General features: G+C 49.7%; 16 protein-coding genes. 6 read left to right on the forward strand and 10 right to left on the reverse strand.

Annotated elements, in window-relative coordinates; translation table 11 throughout:
* Window positions 1–135: 135 nt before the first annotated feature.
* Entirely contained in the window at window positions 136–2,187 is a 2,052-nt protein-coding gene (locus AC5SV9_RS18255) for a TonB-dependent receptor (protein WP_475149247.1), read from the reverse strand.
* A 193-nt stretch (window positions 2,188–2,380) separates the two neighbouring features.
* Here AC5SV9_RS18255 and AC5SV9_RS18260 point away from each other — a divergent pair, with 193 nt between their 5' ends.
* Entirely contained in the window at window positions 2,381–2,764 is a 384-nt protein-coding gene (locus AC5SV9_RS18260) for a VOC family protein (RefSeq protein WP_475149248.1), read from the forward strand.
* Between the two features lie 129 nt (window positions 2,765–2,893).
* Here the strand turns inward: AC5SV9_RS18260 and AC5SV9_RS18265 are convergent, their stop codons facing one another.
* From AC5SV9_RS18265 to AC5SV9_RS18290, 6 genes are all read right to left on the reverse strand, one after another.
* A complete protein-coding gene (locus AC5SV9_RS18265; RefSeq protein WP_475149250.1) occupies window positions 2,894–3,427 on the reverse strand; it encodes a phosphatase PAP2 family protein in 534 nt (177 codons plus the stop codon).
* A gap of 38 nt (window positions 3,428–3,465) precedes the next feature.
* Entirely contained in the window at window positions 3,466–4,359 is an 894-nt protein-coding gene (gene atcC, locus AC5SV9_RS18270; protein WP_475149251.1) for a cold adaptation protein AtcC, read from the reverse strand.
* 11 nt (window positions 4,360–4,370) lie between these two features.
* Window positions 4,371–5,138 carry a cold adaptation protein AtcB gene (gene atcB, locus AC5SV9_RS18275; protein ID WP_475149252.1) on the reverse strand — a complete coding sequence of 256 codons (768 nt, stop codon included), beginning with the start codon at window positions 5,136–5,138 and terminating at the stop codon, window positions 4,371–4,373.
* 5 nt (window positions 5,139–5,143) lie between these two features.
* A complete protein-coding gene (atcA, locus tag AC5SV9_RS18280) occupies window positions 5,144–5,704 on the reverse strand; it encodes a cold adaptation protein AtcA (protein ID WP_475149253.1) in 561 nt (186 codons plus the stop codon).
* Between the two features lie 23 nt (window positions 5,705–5,727).
* The gene (atcJ, locus tag AC5SV9_RS18285) at window positions 5,728–6,012 is read right to left on the reverse strand and encodes a cold adaptation protein ActJcold adaptation protein ActJ (protein ID WP_134055458.1); all 285 of its coding nucleotides are present in this window, start codon (window positions 6,010–6,012) and stop codon (window positions 5,728–5,730) included.
* 144 nt (window positions 6,013–6,156) lie between these two features.
* Entirely contained in the window at window positions 6,157–7,257 is a 1,101-nt protein-coding gene (locus AC5SV9_RS18290) for a hypothetical protein (protein WP_475149255.1), read from the reverse strand.
* Window positions 7,258–7,561: 304 nt separating this feature from the next.
* On the opposite strand from AC5SV9_RS18290, the gene AC5SV9_RS18295 reads away from it, so the two are divergent.
* Window positions 7,562–7,852, forward strand: coding sequence for a high-potential iron-sulfur protein (locus tag AC5SV9_RS18295; RefSeq protein WP_475149257.1), 291 nt, complete (start codon window positions 7,562–7,564; stop codon window positions 7,850–7,852).
* A 45-nt stretch (window positions 7,853–7,897) separates the two neighbouring features.
* Here the strand turns inward: AC5SV9_RS18295 and AC5SV9_RS18300 are convergent, their stop codons facing one another.
* The 3 genes from AC5SV9_RS18300 to pabB form a co-directional block, all read right to left on the reverse strand.
* The gene (locus tag AC5SV9_RS18300) at window positions 7,898–9,280 is read right to left on the reverse strand and encodes an L-serine ammonia-lyase (RefSeq protein ID WP_475149258.1); all 1,383 of its coding nucleotides are present in this window, start codon (window positions 9,278–9,280) and stop codon (window positions 7,898–7,900) included.
* A 120-nt stretch (window positions 9,281–9,400) separates the two neighbouring features.
* Window positions 9,401–9,961 (reverse strand): CoA pyrophosphatase, encoded by a 561-nt coding sequence (locus AC5SV9_RS18305; RefSeq protein ID WP_475149260.1) that lies wholly within the window; start codon window positions 9,959–9,961, stop codon window positions 9,401–9,403.
* Complete coding sequence (gene pabB, locus AC5SV9_RS18310) at window positions 9,958–11,343, reverse strand: aminodeoxychorismate synthase component I (protein ID WP_475149262.1); 1,386 nt, start codon at window positions 11,341–11,343, stop codon at window positions 9,958–9,960. Before pabB ends, AC5SV9_RS18305 begins: the two co-directional genes overlap by 4 nt.
* Before the next feature lie 99 nt (window positions 11,344–11,442).
* Between pabB and AC5SV9_RS18315 the strand changes: the two genes are divergently transcribed.
* The 4 genes from AC5SV9_RS18315 (at window position 11,443) to AC5SV9_RS18330 (ending at window position 16,218) form a co-directional block, all read left to right on the forward strand.
* Entirely contained in the window at window positions 11,443–12,963 is a 1,521-nt protein-coding gene (locus tag AC5SV9_RS18315; RefSeq protein WP_475149263.1) for a fumarate hydratase, read from the forward strand.
* An 80-nt stretch (window positions 12,964–13,043) separates the two neighbouring features.
* Window positions 13,044–15,065: a S9 family peptidase gene (locus tag AC5SV9_RS18320; protein WP_475149265.1), complete on the forward strand. Its 2,022-nt coding sequence runs from the start codon at window positions 13,044–13,046 to the stop codon at window positions 15,063–15,065.
* A gap of 253 nt (window positions 15,066–15,318) precedes the next feature.
* On the forward strand, window positions 15,319–15,696 hold the full coding sequence (locus tag AC5SV9_RS18325; protein WP_475149267.1) for an EF-hand domain-containing protein: 378 nt from the start codon (window positions 15,319–15,321) through the stop codon (window positions 15,694–15,696).
* A gap of 165 nt (window positions 15,697–15,861) precedes the next feature.
* The gene (locus AC5SV9_RS18330; protein WP_475149268.1) at window positions 15,862–16,218 is read left to right on the forward strand and encodes an MmcQ/YjbR family DNA-binding protein; all 357 of its coding nucleotides are present in this window, start codon (window positions 15,862–15,864) and stop codon (window positions 16,216–16,218) included.
* The last annotated feature ends 12 nt before the right edge of the window (window positions 16,219–16,230 follow it).

Below are 16,230 nucleotides of genomic sequence, written 5' to 3' on the forward strand. Positions count from 1 at the left end.
GGTCAATACAATGCTGTTATATTCTGACAGGGTATTATGACAGGCAACCGGTTTAGGCTGTCGCCAATTCAAAATAAAAACAGCAGCTCAATATGCCAGTTAATCATTGTATTTTGCAAGCCTGCTTTTTCGCTGTTACCACTGATAGATCAGTGATAAGGATATATTTCTTGGCCTGCCGGGATAATAGCGGTCGCCATCAAAACTGCTGTAATCAGCCCGCTCAGCATAGGCACGATCTGTCAGATTATTCACCCGGGCGAACAGGGTAAACTGCGGGCTGATATTCCAGCTGCTGCGCAGGTTAAACAGATTATGCCCGCCGTACTGATGCAGGTTTTCAGCGTCAGTGTAGTAACGGCTTATATAATGCCACTCCAGCGCTAACTGCAGATTATTACCCGCCTGCCAATCAAGTTGAATATTCGCCAAAGTACGGGGGGCTGTATCAATATCATTACCGTTTATATCAACGCCATTTAATATTTCACTGTAATGATAACGATGCCTGGCGTGGGTGGCGGCAATTTTCATATTAATACTGTCACTCAAATCGTAATCCAGCTCAAACTCTATTCCCTGATGCCGTGATGCGCCGTCGTTAACATTAAAAAAGTTACTGTCGCGAAAAATAAAGTTGTGTTTTGACATCTGATACAGTGCCAGCGTGTAGCGCAGGTCGGCTTGCACGTAGCGATAGCCCAGCTCCAGATTATTGGCAGTTTCAGGCTGCAGGTCAGCGACATTCTGTTCTCGTTGCAGCTGATATAGCTCAGCAGTTTGTGGTGCCCGGTAGCCGCGGGACAGGTTGGCATACAGCTGGCCAGTGTTATTTAGCTGGTAACTGACAGCAAATTTGGGGGATATATCGTCAAAGCTGGAAACGCTGCTTGGCGGACGGCTGTAACGGCAGCCACCCATGGCGCACGGTGTGCCGTCATCTTTGGTACGTCCGGTCAGCATATTATTGCGATAGTTATAGCGCATACTTTCGTATCGCACGCCGGCATGCAATTGCCAGTCCCCACGTTGCCAGCTGATTGCAGCAAAAGGGGCATACAAACGGGCAGAAACATCATAGTCGTAATGCTTCCCCACAGGCACCGTTTCTACGACAAACGGCGAGCCGTTGGCACTTTGCTGCTGGTATTCATACATATCACCGCGGCTGTATTCGCTGTCAAACCCCAGTTGCAGCTGCAGGCTTGTATTAAGTTCATGCTGCCACAGTGACAAGATGCCGACACCTTGCTGGCCGTTACGCTCAAGGGGGGCTCCGGGCAGATAGTGTTTAATAAACTCCATCTGCTGGTCACGCAGGTAGGGGGTGATGGTAATGCTGTTTTTGTCAGACAAACTCCAGCTGGTTTTAGTCCACAGCCGAAATGATCGGGCATCACGGTATGGTTCGACACCGTCTGGCAGCACGGCAACTGCGTCATGCGAGTAATCACTGGCATAACCTGCCGTATCCTGCTGTAAATTGGTAAAGGTTGCACCGGTTTGCACGGAAAATGCGCTGGCGTTATAACGATGGCGCAGATTAACTTTTTGCTGTGTCACGCTTTCACTGGGCCGGTAGCCACTGTCACTGGTAACACTGGCATTAATCCCTATACCGCTATTGGCAAAGGCTTTACCGGCCCGCACTTTATAGCGCTGATAGCCGTATGAGCCAAGATCCAACCCGAGCAGGGCGTTATCATAAGTAGTATCGGGGGTGATCACGTTGACCACACCATGTACCGCATTCGAGCCATACAGTACTGAACCAGGGCCTTTTAATACTTCTATCCGCTGTGCCATTTCGCTGTGGGCTTCAAACAGCTCATTCACGTTACAAAAACCTGCCGCGCGCAGCGGTATGCCATCTTCTGCTGTTAAAATACCACCGCAGGCGCCGGCACCGGAAAACACCTGAGAGCGCAGTGCGGGCAAATATTCCTGGCCATTGCCCCGTTGCAGGTTAGCACCCGCGACCTGCTTTAATGCTTCTTCAATATGAGTGGGAGCGAGCATCTGCAGGCTACGCTCATCTATTGTGCTGAGCATAACGGGCAGTGTATCGGCCAGCACAGCGGTGCGGGACGCCGTTGTTGTAATGCGTTCAATCTTTTCTTGCTGGGCCAGTGTCTGGCTTGCCACCAGAGCACAGAAACCGGCTAATATAGCTTGATTTTTTGTCATAACAGTCTGTTGAAAAAGGCGAATTGCGTAAATGCTAACACTGCTGCAGGCCGTTGAGCCAGCCAAACTGCCGATAGCGGCATTTAAAATGCGGAATGTCTATGGCAGGAAGAAACTTCAGCGGTTAACCTTAACCAGCTATGCTTAATTCGCTGCAGCCAAACCGGCTGACAAAAGATAAAGGAGCAGTGGTATGAGTGATCTGAATACCCTACATAACAGGGCCGTATGGTTTGATATACCCGTGGCAGAGCTAAAACGTGCGGCAGATTTCTATTCCGCCGTGCTGGCTGTAAAAGTCGATATCTTCACAGAAGCGGGTTTTAGCTTTGCGGTACTGGAACACAGTGAGGGTAACGGTGGTTGTCTGGTGCCAAACGCGGCAGATATCAGTGACAAAGGTATTATGTTGTATCTGAATGTTCACGGCAGAATACGCGAAGCCGTAACCAAGGTTAACCTACACGGCGGTCAAGTATTACAGGCGGTGCATGCTATAGGGCCACATGGTTTTCGTGCTGTCGTTATTGATAGTGAAGGCAACAGGGTCGTGCTTCATTCAGAGACGGATGCGTGATATCTGAATAATGCGTTGAATTTTCTGACATCTTTAGTAGGAAAAGGTATTTTATAAATATTACTAGCACCCATTTAACGCTACGAGCTAAGCAGCCTGCACACTGCAGTTCGTTGCAGGCTTTGGTTTTTACCAACGTTTACTAAATTGTAGTCCCAGGCCGTTTAAGCCTGCCGTTGGGGTTACCTGTATGCCATAAAACGGCTCGGCAAAATAGTAGCTGGCAGCCATACCAATAAGCGCGCCGGCCAGTACATCGCTGGTGTCGTGATGATCGTTTTTTACCCGACTGTAGCCGACATAGGCAGCCAACCCATAAGCCGGTGCACCATATTGCCAGCCATAACGGCGCTGCAAAAAGGCGGCACCCTGAAATGCCATTGAGGTATGCCCGGATGGAAACGCATCATTAGCCGAGCCATCGGGCCTGTTTTTATGTACTGCTGTTTTCAGCGCATAGGTCGCCGCGATGGTACTGGCGAAGCTGTAGTAAAACTGTTTGCTTCCTTCATTGTCATCCAGATACTGCGTCATGCCCCAGGCCGCGGCAGGTAGTGCCACACGCAGCACATCTGCCGTGGTATCACTGTTAGCTCTGGCCTGTTGTAGCGGTGCGGCAACCAGTAACGCCGCCAAAACGACGGACAAAATACCTTTTAACATTACGACTCCATTATCATTGGCAAATCAGCGTTGGCAGATCACAGTTCCAGATATTGCGGCCAACCCAGCAGTGGGTTAGTCAACCCCTGCTTACCTTCCAGGGCATCAAGCTTTTCCGGGCTGGCATTAGTGTTAGCCAGCGCCTGATAATCTCTGGCAAAATGCAGTGTGCGCAACAGCGCCGGAATAAAATGCTGACCCAAATCTTCACGGATGGCGCCGCTATTGGCGTCGGGTAGCTGCGCCAGTGTGGCTTCGGTTTGCAGCTTAAAAAAGGTTTCGCTGAACCAGTGCGGCTGTAACTCTAGGCTGCGGATTTTTTGTTTTAAATCCTGGCGTACTTTGTCGGCACCGGTCAACGCCCGGTAAAACACCACTTCAGCCAGTACTTCTTCCAGGCTGAAATGCTCAAACTCATCAAAATGGGTGCGGGCATAAAATTGCTGTTGTAACAGTTGCATCGACTGAGTACGGCGGTGTTCTTTTAACGCTTGCTGATACTGCGCCCAGCCATCCCACTCATCGGCATCCGGTGGCGTGGCAACTGCTTGCAGCAACTGTTCCTCAACATCACCGTATAGCGAGGCTTTACCGGTTTTTTTGCTGACAGCAGATAACATGCTCCAGCCTTTCTGAAATGGTTTAACCAGGCCTTCCGGTGCCAGTAGCAAGGCCAGCGCCCGCTCATGGTCATTATCACTCAGCTGTTGTAACCCCAGGCTGACCACACCTATGACATCATAGGCAGCCTGTTCTAACAGGTGCATCTTGTACTTATTGTAAAATTTGTCTGCAAATTTCAGGCTCATTAGCACAGCTTTGGTTTTAACCTGTGTTAGCTGCTCATTACTTAAGCTGTCTTCAGCCTGTGCTTTGTTAATCACCTGAGTTAAAAACGGGCCATTGTTACTGTCGCGAAGTATTAACTGCATGCACTACACCTTTAATCCAGGAAGCTGAACATATCGTCCACTTCACTGTATTCATCATCCGTGGCCTGGTTTTTCTCTTTGGCTTGCAGTACCAGCTCGGAAGCAAATTTGCTGATAATGCCTTCCCAGCCGGAGTTTTCGTTGCGGATAAGGGCTTTAATGGCACTTTCTACTTCGGGTGTCAGCTGTCGGATCAGCGCTAGCAGGCTGCGCGGATCGTCAATCCCCAGGTTGTGAACATCTTCTGCCTGATGCCGTTCGGTATAGGCTTCAGCTTCTTCCAGATGTTCTTCATCTTCGTACAGTTTGTCTTCCCAGTAGTTTTCGTACTCAAGCACTTCGCCACGATACAGTTCAATAAAAGGAATGCTCAGGTAAAACAGGCCAGCGGGATCTTCCGCAATGCATTCAAGTACGGCAGCTTGTTTGTCTTCTGTATCCTGGGTGCGGATAAGGTAGGTGAGAAAATCAAAGGTATGTTGCTTTAGCTCTTCGGCATTGTTTTTAATTTTCTCTTCCCAGTACAGCGGTTGCTGACAAACGATATCGCGGATCCGCTCCGGGCTCATCAGCTCAGACATAATAGACGGGAACGAAATATCATGTTCGCTGTTAATCTGAGTCAACGTAACGATATCGATATTTTCAATGACTTCTACCAGCTGATCATCACTCATGGTATTGGCTATCAGCTCAAACTTTTTGCTGGCTTGCTTAGGTTCAATTACAGCCAGCTCTTTAATCTCTGCTACAGCAATTTCTATTAAACTGGTACTCATTAACCTTATTCTCCCTTAAAGCGGATATCGTCGTACTGATCGTCGTAACCGTCTTCATCGCCATCGTCATCTGCGCCGTAGTCATCACTGTCGTAATCGTAGCCATCGTTATAACTTTCATCACCGGCGTCGTCCTGAGTGTTATTCGAGCTGCTGCGACTGACTGCCTGTACTTTACCGGCGTTGTCTAACATAAATAGCACTGCGCAGGCTTCGATTAACGCAAACTCAGAGTATGAGCGTACGGCTTTAACCAGTTCCAGATCAGCATTATTAAAAGCTACAGAGGTTTTAAACTCGTCCCAGACAGGCGCTGTAGCCGTATTTAGCCACTGCTGCCATTTGGGTTTTGCTGGCGGTGGGAATTTTACCCGGCCATACAGCGCAACCGGTAAATATTCCGGTAGTGATTCCAGCATTTGTGGATCCGCAAGCAGAATGGCTTTGATCTTGGCGGTAAATTGTTCCAGCGCCTTGGGTGTATCCGGATCCATGTAGGATTCGATATTTTCCAGCGCATCAGTTTGCAAAGCACGCAGCCGTGCAGTATTTAATTTCGTTGCCATAACACTCTTACACGCAAAGGGGCTTAAGAATAATACTGATCCCACAGCTCCTGCATGGCTGCGGCGGGGTCGGTGACAATAACATTGTTGAAATCTTTAATATAGGCAGCTTTCTGCTTCGGATCTGACAGCAAATCGTAGGCCGCTTTTACTCGCTGCAGCTGAACGGCGGCCAGGTCTTTCTCTTCATCACTGAGGCCATGCAGTTTATCCGGGTGGTATTTATTGGCTAAGCGGCGGTAGGCTTTTTTAATGTCGTCATCGCTGGCATTGGTTTTTACACCAAGTACGCGAAAATGATTAATCATAATGTGTCCCGAAAAATCTACTAAATGCCGAAAAACTATGAGGAGTTGCATTGCCTGCGCCGCCGCAAGCATTTGCGACAGACAGCAGGCGATAATAGCAGATTGTACAGATTACTTCACCTGTCGTGGCTGACAGATTAAGTATTAGCGTGGTACAAACCAGGCGGGGTTTACCGGCGAGGTGAACATCAGTGGCGCAAACTTCTTAAAATGCGCTGCGTTATCAGGGCACTGGATATTATCCGGGTAGTGTTTTTTCCAGGCATCGTTCACCAGATATAACGTATTCCCATGCACGGTCACGCCTTCCACTGCAGTTTGCACCATTTTCTCATATGCCGGGCAAGCGCTGTCGGCCGGGGTAGGGGCATAGTAAGCCATTTGTTGTACAAAAGGCGCTTGCTGCTGGCTGATATCAAGGATCCAAAGCTGATCATCGTTCCGGGCCACTGCTACCAGATAGCCGGGGTGGCCAGTTTTGGGGCTTGGCAGGTACTCTAAATCATTAATCGGGTGGTCTTTGTTATCAGGCACCGGCAACACAAAGCCGGTATCCTGCACTTTGACATACGTATCCTGCTGCCAGAATGTGTCGTCGTAAGGCACTTTAAAAATCATTGGGGTATTTTCAGCGTTTTGTTCCAATCCAAGATATAAGTTCCCCGCCTTATCAAAGGCTAACCCTTCTATGCCGTCATTAGGAAAGTTGCCAACGTTGGCCGCCTTTGGAAATTGTACCGGTCGCGCGGCGGTAATCTCGGCGCGGCTAAGGGCTTTGTCGGTTTCAATTTTAACCAGCAAAGTCGGGTAATCGGTTGAGTTTGTTTCGCCATAGCGTGCTTTACATTCGGCGCTTAAGCTAACAAAAGAGGAATCCTCAGTTACACTGACAAACACCGTGTCGTTCTGCCTGTCCCAGGTCAGCGCCTCAAAATCCGGATACTTGCTAAACAACTCACCAAAACAACCGTTTAATACATCCTCCGCTACTGTTATTTGCAGCGGTGGTGCGTTAAGCGCTGCCGTTTGTGGGTTTACACGGAGTAACTTATTACGCATTTCAACTGCGGCACTGTTATCACCCAGATGAATAATTTCGTCATGGCGCCAGGTAAAGCCCGAGCTTTGCGGGTTATTCAGTGTCTGGCCTTGCGCATCGGTTATCCATTTGCCTGCAGTCGGATGTTCAGCGGCAGCAATGTTTGCGGCAAGCAAAGCCGCTGTTATACAGAGTATTGATTTCATGAGTCTTCTACATATCTGGCAAGTAAACCTATTCTGCCAGTCAAAAATGACAATTTAAACCGTTATCGGTTTAGTAGCGCAGGCGACAGGTTTAGCGGTTGCCTGCTAATCCACAGCAGCCTGGCATGCGTATTATTTAAGCCTGAGCAGATGCAATGTTGTTTCTTATCAAAGAATGCCGTTAATGCAGGCGCTATGATGTGGTTCGCTGCGCCTACCAAGCAGCGGCGCTATATCAATAACTACGTGCACGACAGATGACACGCAGACGATGACAAGACAAATCAGATCAGAGGCACAACTTATGACAAACAGCAGAAGACGCTTTTTAAAATTAACCGCAGGCGGTGTGGTAGGGTTTGGCTTGGGCGGCATAAGCCTCAACGCCATGGCTGCAGAGCACGTTGACCCTGAAGACCCGCAGGCAAAGGCCTTACAGTATGTACACAAGTCAGCTAAGGACGGGCAGCAATGTGCTGGCTGCGCGCTGGCACAGGGCAGTGCCGGTGACGCCTGGCGTCCTTGCGGTATTTTCCCGGGTAAACTGGTTAGCAGTGAGGGCTGGTGTGCAGCCTGGGCCAAAAAGCCGGGCTAAACTGTACCATCAGGCCCGTGTGGCGGGCCTGATGCGCAAAAAGACTTAACACTCAATAATGTTAACGGCTAGCCCACCGCGCGAGGTTTCCTTATACTTGGTTTGCATATCTTTACCGGTATCCCACATGGTTTTAATCACCTTATCCAGCGATACTTTGTGATCACCGCTGCCACGCAGAGCCAGCCTGGATGCATTAATAGCTTTAACCGACCCCATGGCATTGCGTTCAATACAGGGCACCTGAACTAAACCACCAACAGGGTCACAGGTTAAACCCAGGTTATGTTCCATGCCAATTTCGGCCGCGTTTTCAACATGCGACGGCGTGCCGCCGAGTATTTCGGTTAATGCCGCAGCCGCCATAGAACAGGCGACGCCTACCTCGCCCTGACAGCCAACTTCAGCGCCCGAGATAGAAGCGTTTTTCTTGTACAAGATGCCGATAGCGGCTGCAGTTAGCAGGTATTGCACGGCAATATCCGGTGTAACCGGCTGAATAAATTTATCGTAATACATCAGAACCGCGGGAATAATGCCTGCTGCACCATTGGTGGGAGCCGTCACCACGCGGCCACCGGCGGCGTTCTCTTCATTTACCGCCAGCGCAAACAGATTTACCCAGTCCATTACCTGTAGCGGATCAGCGCTTTTCTCCGCCATCAGCTTTTTATACAGTGCCGGTGCCCGGCGTTTAACTTTTAAACCGCCTGGTAAAATACCTTCGGTTTTAATGCCGCGCTCGATACAGGCGCGCATTGTCAGCCATATATTGTTCAGCTCGTCTGTGATTTGTGCCGGGCTGCGTAATACTTTTTCGTTTTCCAGCATTAAACCGGCAATCGACAGCCCATTTTCTTTGCACAGCGCCAGAAGCTCTGCGCCAGATTCAAACGGGAACGGCGGTGGGTTATCTGCAGCAAACTGGCTGGCGGCTTCTTTTTCTTTGGCGAAATCTTCTGCTTTAACAATAAAGCCGCCACCTATTGAGAAATACACATCACTCAGCACAACGTTTTTGTCTTTGTCCAGCGCAATCAGCTCCATGCCGTTGGAGTGTTCTTTTAATGTTTTGCGCCGGTGAAATACGATGGCGCCTTCGCGCGCAAAGCTGACCGGTTGTAGTTTACCCAGACGGATCTGCTGCTCGTCATGTACTTGTTTTAGTAAGCCGGGTACGGCGTCCGGGTCTACTGTTTCCGGCAGATAACCGGCCAGCCCCAGAATAACGGCTTTGCCGGTACCATGGCCAACGCCGGTTTGGCCTAAAGAGCCGTATAACTCCACTTTAACGCTGGCGACTTTTTCCAGCAGGCCGCCATCGGCTAAATCGTCGGTAAATTTCTTCGCTGCCCGCATCGGGCCAACAGTATGCGAGCTCGACGGCCCGATACCGATACTGAACATGTCAAAAGCACTGATAATCATAATTTATTCTGGCTGGTCGCTATCAAAGTTGCCCCATTGTAGCCCAAGCAGTGCTGTTCTGTAAGTCGGTTGGTAACTGGTCGGCGCTTATTACATATGAGAAAAACTAATGGGTGCTAATTAGGCGAGTTGCAAACACAACCTATGCAGAATCGCCGCAGTTGCTCCCCAGATAAACTTATCCTGATACGGCATCGCATGCAGTTGCTGCACTTTACCGCGTAGTGGCAGGCTAAACTGGTGGCGGTTTTCCTGTTGCAAAAAGTGATTCAGCGGCACTTCAAAAATACCAGCGACTTCGTCTGCCTGTAGTATCCAGCTTTGCTGAGGCGACAGCAGGCCTACCCAGGGTTCAATGGTAAAACCGGTGCTGGTCGGTTGTAGCGGTAAGGTGCCGAGCAGCTCAACGGCGGCGGGAGACAGGCCAATTTCTTCTTCTGCTTCACGAAGTGCTGCAGTGCTGCTGCTTTCACCCGGTTCTATACGCCCGCCGGGAAAGCTGATTTGCCCCGGATGATGCCGCAGATGCAATGCCCGCTGCGTAAACAACACATTGAGTTTGTCACCATAATCGACTACCGGCACGAGCACTGCGGCTTTAAACTTATCGGTTGCCGATACCGCTTCGCTGTCAGCCTGAAGCTGTAGTAAAAAGCGCTGACGAAACTCGGCTGCCTTCATGCTATTTTCTCAGCCTTAGCCAGTACCGGCAGTATTTTATTGACCTTATCCAGGGTTTCCTGATATTCGCTATCCAGGTCAGAATCGGCCACTATGCCGCCACCAGCCTGGCAGTGGATCTGATTTTCGCTACAAATTAACGTACGTATCGCGATATTGGTGTCCATATCGCCATTGCTGTTAATGTAGCCGATCGCGCCGCAATACACTGAGCGACGCTGCGGTTCAAGCTGCTCGATAATTTGCATAGCGCGCACTTTAGGTGCGCCGGTAATAGAGCCGCCCGGGAAAGCGCCTCGCAACAAATCGCAGGCGGTGAATTCTGGCGACAGTGTGCCACTGACTGTGCTGACCAAATGGTGCACAGCCGGAAAACTCTCGATAGCAAACAGGCTGGGTACTTCAACACTGCCGGGCAGACATACTTTGCCCAAATCGTTACGCAACAAATCGACAATCATCACATTTTCAGCGCGATCCTTAGCTGATGTACGCAGGTTTTCTGCTTCAACCTCGTCTGTCATCGGGCAGATACCGCGTGGTCGTGTACCTTTTATCGGCTTGGTTTCTACCTTATTATCATGCAGCTGCAAAAAGCGCTCGGGCGAAATGCTCAGCACTGTACCTTGGGGCAGGCGGATAAAAGCAGAGAAGGGCGCAGCATTTTTATCGCGCAGCTGCTGATACGCCTGCCATTCGTCGCCGGTGTAACCGGCACTGAAGCGCTGGGTTAGGTTTATCTGATAGCAGTCACCGCTTAGCAGATACCGCTGTATCTGCTGAAACTTTGCCGAGTAGCCTGCCTTATCCATATTTGCCTGCCAGCTGCCGGTTAAGTTAAATGGCGTTGCCCGGGGGGCCGGGCGTTGCAGCCTGGCATAGAGTTTTTCCCAACCAGCTGCAGCATTGCCGCGATAGTCGGTAAACCACAACTTTTTTTGCTGTTTATCCAGGATTAGCGCCCAGTGATATAAGCCTATCGCCATATCCGGCAAAGCAATATCGGCCTGAGCGGTGGCGGGCAGTTTTTCCACATAGCGGCCAAGGTCATAGCCAAAATACCCCACAGCGCCGCCGGTAAAGGGTAAACCCTTGTCGCTACTGTGCGGGAAATAGCGCTTTAACGCACAGTTCAGCACGGTAAAGGGGTCTTGCTGATAGGTATGAGCGCCTTGTTCGTCAGTTAAAATGCTTTGACCATTTATTGCCTCTAACGTGGCTACTGGCTCAGCCACTAATATGTCGTAGCGGCTGTTTATATGATCAGGCGAGGCCGAGTCGAGCAACATGGCCCAGGGCTGATCGGCAAAATGGCTAAACAATGCAAGTAAGTTAGCTGGCGTTTCGCCGTAAATTTCTGGCGGAATAAGGTACTGCTGCATGAATGGGGCTAGCCGCTGTTTCTGATGCGCGCTATCATACCAGCACCCGCTAAAATAGTTAAACATGGCGCTGCCAGAGGCGTCAGAGGACAAGTAAAGATGACGGTTATTCGCCAGCAAGACTTTATCGACAGCATCGAAGATGCATTGCAGTACATCTCGTATTATCACCCGCTGGATTTTATCAAAGCGCTGGAAGTGGCCTACCACAAAGAGCAGAACCAGGCAGCAAAAGATGCTATCGCACAAATTCTGATTAACTCGCGTATGTCTGCCGAAGGCCACCGGCCAATTTGTCAGGATACCGGTATCGTTACCTGCTTTGTTAAAATTGGTATGGATGTGAAGTGGGATAAAACCGATATGACGGTGCAGGAGATGGTAAACGAAGGCACACGCCGTGCTTACCTGAACCCGGATAACCCGCTGCGCGCTTCTATAGTGGCAGACCCTGCCGGCGGCCGTAAAAACACCAAAGATAATACACCTGCCGTGGTGCACATTGATTTGGTAGCCGGCCACCATGTTGAAGTGATGATCGCAGCCAAAGGCGGTGGCTCTGAAAACAAAACCAAAATGGCGATGCTTAACCCGTCAGATTCAATCGTGGATTGGGTACTGGAAACCTTACCAAAGATGGGCGCAGGCTGGTGCCCACCAGGTATGTTAGGTATAGGTATTGGCGGTACTGCCGAGAAAGCGGCGGTACTGGCCAAAGAAGCCCTGATGGAGCCGGTCGATATTCAGGAACTTATCGCCAAAGGTGCTGAAACGGCAGATGAAAAACTGCGCTTAGAGCTGTACGAAAAAGTGAACAAGCTTGGCATTGGTGCCCAGGGCCTGGGTGGTTTAACCACAGTTGTTGATGTAAAAATTAACAGCGTACCAACCCATGCCGCCAGCTTACCGGTAGTGATGATCCCAAACTGTGCCGCCACACGGCATGTGCATTTTCATTTAGATGGCTCAGGAGCGGCAGATATCACGCCGCCAAAACTGGAAGACTGGCCGCAGGTCACCTGGGAGCTTGGCAGCAATGTGCGCCGGGTGAACCTTGATACGGTAACGCCAGAAGATGTGCAAAGCTGGCAGGCGGGTGAAACCGTATTGCTAAGCGGCAAAATGCTCACCGGCCGTGATGCGGCGCATAAACGTATTGCTGACATGTTAAACCGAGGCGAAGCCTTACCGGATGGCGTTGACTTTAAAAACCGCTTTATTTACTACGTTGGCCCTGTAGATGCTGTTGGCGATGAAGTGGTAGGCCCGGCGGGCCCCACTACCGCGACACGGATGGATAAATTTACCGATATGATGCTATCGCAAACCGGTTTGCTTGGCATGATAGGTAAGTCAGAGCGTGGTGATAAAACTGTTGCCAGCATTAAGCAGCATAAAGCTGTGTACCTAATGGCTGTGGGCGGCGCGGCGTATCTGGTATCTAAGGCAATTAAAAAATCGCGCGTGGTCGCCTTTGCCGACTTAGGCATGGAAGCGATATACGAATTTGATGTACAGGATATGCCGGTTACCGTTGCGGTCGATTCAAACGGCAACAACGTACACCAGCAGGGGCCGGCCATCTGGAAAGTGAATATCCAGCAAATGGAAAAAGCGTAACTGCATTAAACTCAAAGGCTGTAGCTGTGCTGCAGCCTTATTTTTTTCAGCTTATAACAACAAAAATCCAAGGGATACGCATGAAAAAGACCTTACTGACATTAGCGTTGCTGGCTGCAGCCAGCGTTCAGGCCAAAGCGCCGCTTACGGTAGAACATTTAAACCAATTTAATAAGTTACACGATGTCGTGTTATCACCCGATGGCCGTTTTGTCGCTTATGGTCAGAGTAACGGCGGCTTCAGCCCTGCGGATAACAGCAGCGACCTGTATCTGATGGATTTATCAAACCTGAACAAGGTGACCCGTTTAACCCAGAGTGCCGGGCGTGAAAGCCAGTTGCAGTGGGCAGCAGATGGCCGCAGTATTTATTTTATTGCCAGCCGCAGTGGCACCGCTCAGGTATGGAACCTGCCGCTGTATGGTGGTGAGGCGTTGCAGCTAACAGACTTACCTCTGCCGGTTGAAGGTTTTAAAGTATCAGCAGATGGCAAGCAGTTGGCATTGGCGCTGGCGGTTAAACCCGGCTGTCAAACACTGCAATGTACCGTAGATGCTAAAGCGGCTGATGCGGCGAAAAAAGATACTGCTATGGCATTTGATCAGTTGATGGTACGACACTGGGATAGCTGGCAAACGCCGTATCGCAGCCATTTACATGTGGCATCGCTTACTGATGGTGTGGTCAAAGATGCGACAAACCTGATGAGCGAGTGGAACACAGACATTGCCGGTATCAGTGAAGTGGCCTTTACGCCGGATAATCAGCGCCTGGTGTTCAGTGCGAAAATTCCGGCGGCCGATCAGGCCTGGCACACTAATTACGATATTTTTATGGTGCCGGTAGCAGGTGGTGAAAAACAAAACCTGACCGCAGCAAACCCGGCCTGGGATGCACAGCCATCGTTTTCCAATGATGGCCGTTTCATGGCTTACAAAGCCATGAGCAAACCCCAGGCGGAAGCTGACAAATTCAGCCTGATGCTGCTGGATATGGTGACCGGGCAGCGAAAAGAGCTGGCGCCGGAGTTTGACCGTTCAATAAGCGATTATAAATTTGGCCCGGACAACCGCACTTTGTACGTTACAACTCAGGATGTGGGCCAATACAGTATTTACGCTATTAACACCGGCTTTGGTGATGTACGTAAAGTGTTTGGCGACGGCACGGCCGGGGCGCTGAATGTTGCCAGCGATAAAATCGTCTTTACCAACCATAAGCTGGACATGCCAGCAGAAATCTTTCAGCTTAACCCCGATGGCAGCGGTTTAACGCAGCTAACCGATATCAATGCCAGCTGGCGCGAGCAGGTACAGTTTGGCGACTACGAGCAGTTTAGCTTTAAAGGCGCTAACGACGATACTGTATATGGATATCTGGTAAAACCATGGGACTTTGATGCCAAGAAAAAATACCCTATGGCATTTTTAGTACACGGTGGGCCCCAGGGCAGCTTTGGCAATATGTTTAACGAGCGCTGGAATGCGCAGATGTACGCAGCCAAAGGCTATGCAGTGGTGATGATCGATTTTCATGGTTCAACCGGCTATGGCCAGGAATTTACAGCCTCTATCAGCCGTGACTGGGGTGGTAAACCGCTGGAAGATCTAAAGAAAGGTTTTGATTACATCATACAGGCGCAACCTTGGATTGATGGCAGCCGGGCTTGCGCACTGGGCGCGTCTTACGGTGGTTATATGATGAACTGGATTGCCGGTAACTGGCCAACCGGTTTTAAGTGCCTGGTTAACCATGCCGGTTTATACGATATGCCAAGTTTTTACGGCAGCACCGAAGAATTATGGTTTCCTGAGTACGATTTAGGTGGTCCGGTATGGCAGGCTGAGTCTGACTATCAGAAATTTAACCCATCAGCATTGGCTGACAAATGGCAAACGCCGATGCTGGTGATCCATGGCTTAAAAGATTACCGCGTGCCCTATGCGCAGGGGCTTGGGGCATTTACCAACCTGCAACGCAAGGGCATTGACTCACGGCTGGTGATTTTTCCGGATGAAAATCATTGGATCTTAAACAAAGACAACCGCGTACGCTGGTACAACGAAGTATTCCAGTGGCTGGATAAGTATACTAAAGGTTAACTTTGTTAAGTTAAGCTGGAGTAATAATTACCCGCTAGATGCAAATATTACCGCTGCTACGCTACCGGTTGCACGTTGACCGGTAGCTTTTATGTTAAAGCCCGCCTTTAAAACATGTTTTTTCTCAGCGCTTTATTATTTTATGTGCCGGTGAAGTACCGGTTTGGTACAGCCATTGCGTTAGATCATGGTGTTGTAATATTAAGCTGTGTCTTTACAGCGTCGTTCCGTCATCAGTAAGAGGAGATATGACATGAAAACGCAACTGAATTCTGCACTGATCCTTAGTCTGGCTTTAGCAACTACTTCAGTGCTGGCTGGGGGAGTTGGCCACATGGATACCGTAGATACAGATAAAAACGGTACTGTATCGAAAATAGAATTTGAGCAATACGTCGGCGAGCAGTATTTTGGCAAAGCTGACCGTAACAATGACGGTATGATTGATGATACTGAATTTATGGCCAACCGCATGGGTGGTGACCTGGATGAGTTTGACCGTGACAGTGATGGCCGGTTAACCCGCACAGAGTGGCATACCAGTGTGTTTGATAAGTTCGATACCAACAGCGACAGGGTATTGGATAAAAGCGAATGGCAGCGGGTTAAAAGCAGCGGCATTGGTATGTAGCAGCGTGTAAGCTTGCATTAGGCTTTTGATATTGGCATACCCGGGCAGTAACCTGCCCGGGTATTTTTATGTTGTTAACCCGCTCTGTATTCTTTAACCTGTCGCTGGCTTTACTGCACAAAAATTGCGCTGAGCCAATCACTCACCGGTTTTCTGCAAGGTTATATGATGAATTTTCAAGACTGCCGCGATCATTGTCTGATGCAGCTACAAAGTAGCGAAGATTTTCCATTCGGCCCGGATATTTATGTTTATAAAGTAGCGGGTAAGATTTTTGCGATTTTATCGGAAACTGCCGGTGTGGCAAGAGTGAATCTGAAGTGTGATCCGGCGGAAGCAATAATGCTGCGGGATATATTTCGGGCTATAACGCCCGGCTATCATATGAACAAGCAGCACTGGAATACGCTGTTGCTTGACGGCAGTGTGCCGGAGAATGAAATTAAACGTCAGATAGAGCATTCTTATCAATTGGTGGTGAAAAGCCTGCCTAAAGCCAAACGACCGCAGCTGACAGGCTAAACTGGGCACTGC

This window comes from Rheinheimera sp. ATLC3, from assembly GCF_059429535.1.

Bases quoted from the DNA above. Each gene is read 5' to 3' on its own strand.
- AC5SV9_RS18295 (WP_475149257.1), top strand. From the start codon at position 7,562: ATGACAAACAGCAGAAGACGCTTTTTAAAATTAACCGCAGGCGGTGTG.
- AC5SV9_RS18265 (WP_475149250.1), bottom strand. From the start codon at position 3,427: ATGTTAAAAGGTATTTTGTCCGTCGTTTTGGCGGCGTTACTGGTTGCC.
- AC5SV9_RS18290 (WP_475149255.1), bottom strand. From the start codon at position 7,257: ATGAAATCAATACTCTGTATAACAGCGGCTTTGCTTGCCGCAAACATT.
- atcC (WP_475149251.1), bottom strand. From the start codon at position 4,359: ATGCAGTTAATACTTCGCGACAGTAACAATGGCCCGTTTTTAACTCAG.
- AC5SV9_RS18260 (WP_475149248.1), top strand. From the start codon at position 2,381: ATGAGTGATCTGAATACCCTACATAACAGGGCCGTATGGTTTGATATA.
- atcB (WP_475149252.1), bottom strand. From the start codon at position 5,138: ATGAGTACCAGTTTAATAGAAATTGCTGTAGCAGAGATTAAAGAGCTG.
- AC5SV9_RS18255 (WP_475149247.1), bottom strand. From the start codon at position 2,187: ATGACAAAAAATCAAGCTATATTAGCCGGTTTCTGTGCTCTGGTGGCA.
- AC5SV9_RS18305 (WP_475149260.1), bottom strand. From the start codon at position 9,961: ATGAAGGCAGCCGAGTTTCGTCAGCGCTTTTTACTACAGCTTCAGGCT.
- AC5SV9_RS18320 (WP_475149265.1), top strand. From the start codon at position 13,044: ATGAAAAAGACCTTACTGACATTAGCGTTGCTGGCTGCAGCCAGCGTT.
- AC5SV9_RS18330 (WP_475149268.1), top strand. From the start codon at position 15,862: ATGATGAATTTTCAAGACTGCCGCGATCATTGTCTGATGCAGCTACAA.
- pabB (WP_475149262.1), bottom strand. From the start codon at position 11,343: ATGCAGCAGTACCTTATTCCGCCAGAAATTTACGGCGAAACGCCAGCT.
- atcJ (WP_134055458.1), bottom strand. From the start codon at position 6,012: ATGATTAATCATTTTCGCGTACTTGGTGTAAAAACCAATGCCAGCGAT.
- AC5SV9_RS18300 (WP_475149258.1), bottom strand. From the start codon at position 9,280: ATGATTATCAGTGCTTTTGACATGTTCAGTATCGGTATCGGGCCGTCG.
- atcA (WP_475149253.1), bottom strand. From the start codon at position 5,704: ATGGCAACGAAATTAAATACTGCACGGCTGCGTGCTTTGCAAACTGAT.
- AC5SV9_RS18325 (WP_475149267.1), top strand. From the start codon at position 15,319: ATGAAAACGCAACTGAATTCTGCACTGATCCTTAGTCTGGCTTTAGCA.
- AC5SV9_RS18315 (WP_475149263.1), top strand. From the start codon at position 11,443: ATGACGGTTATTCGCCAGCAAGACTTTATCGACAGCATCGAAGATGCA.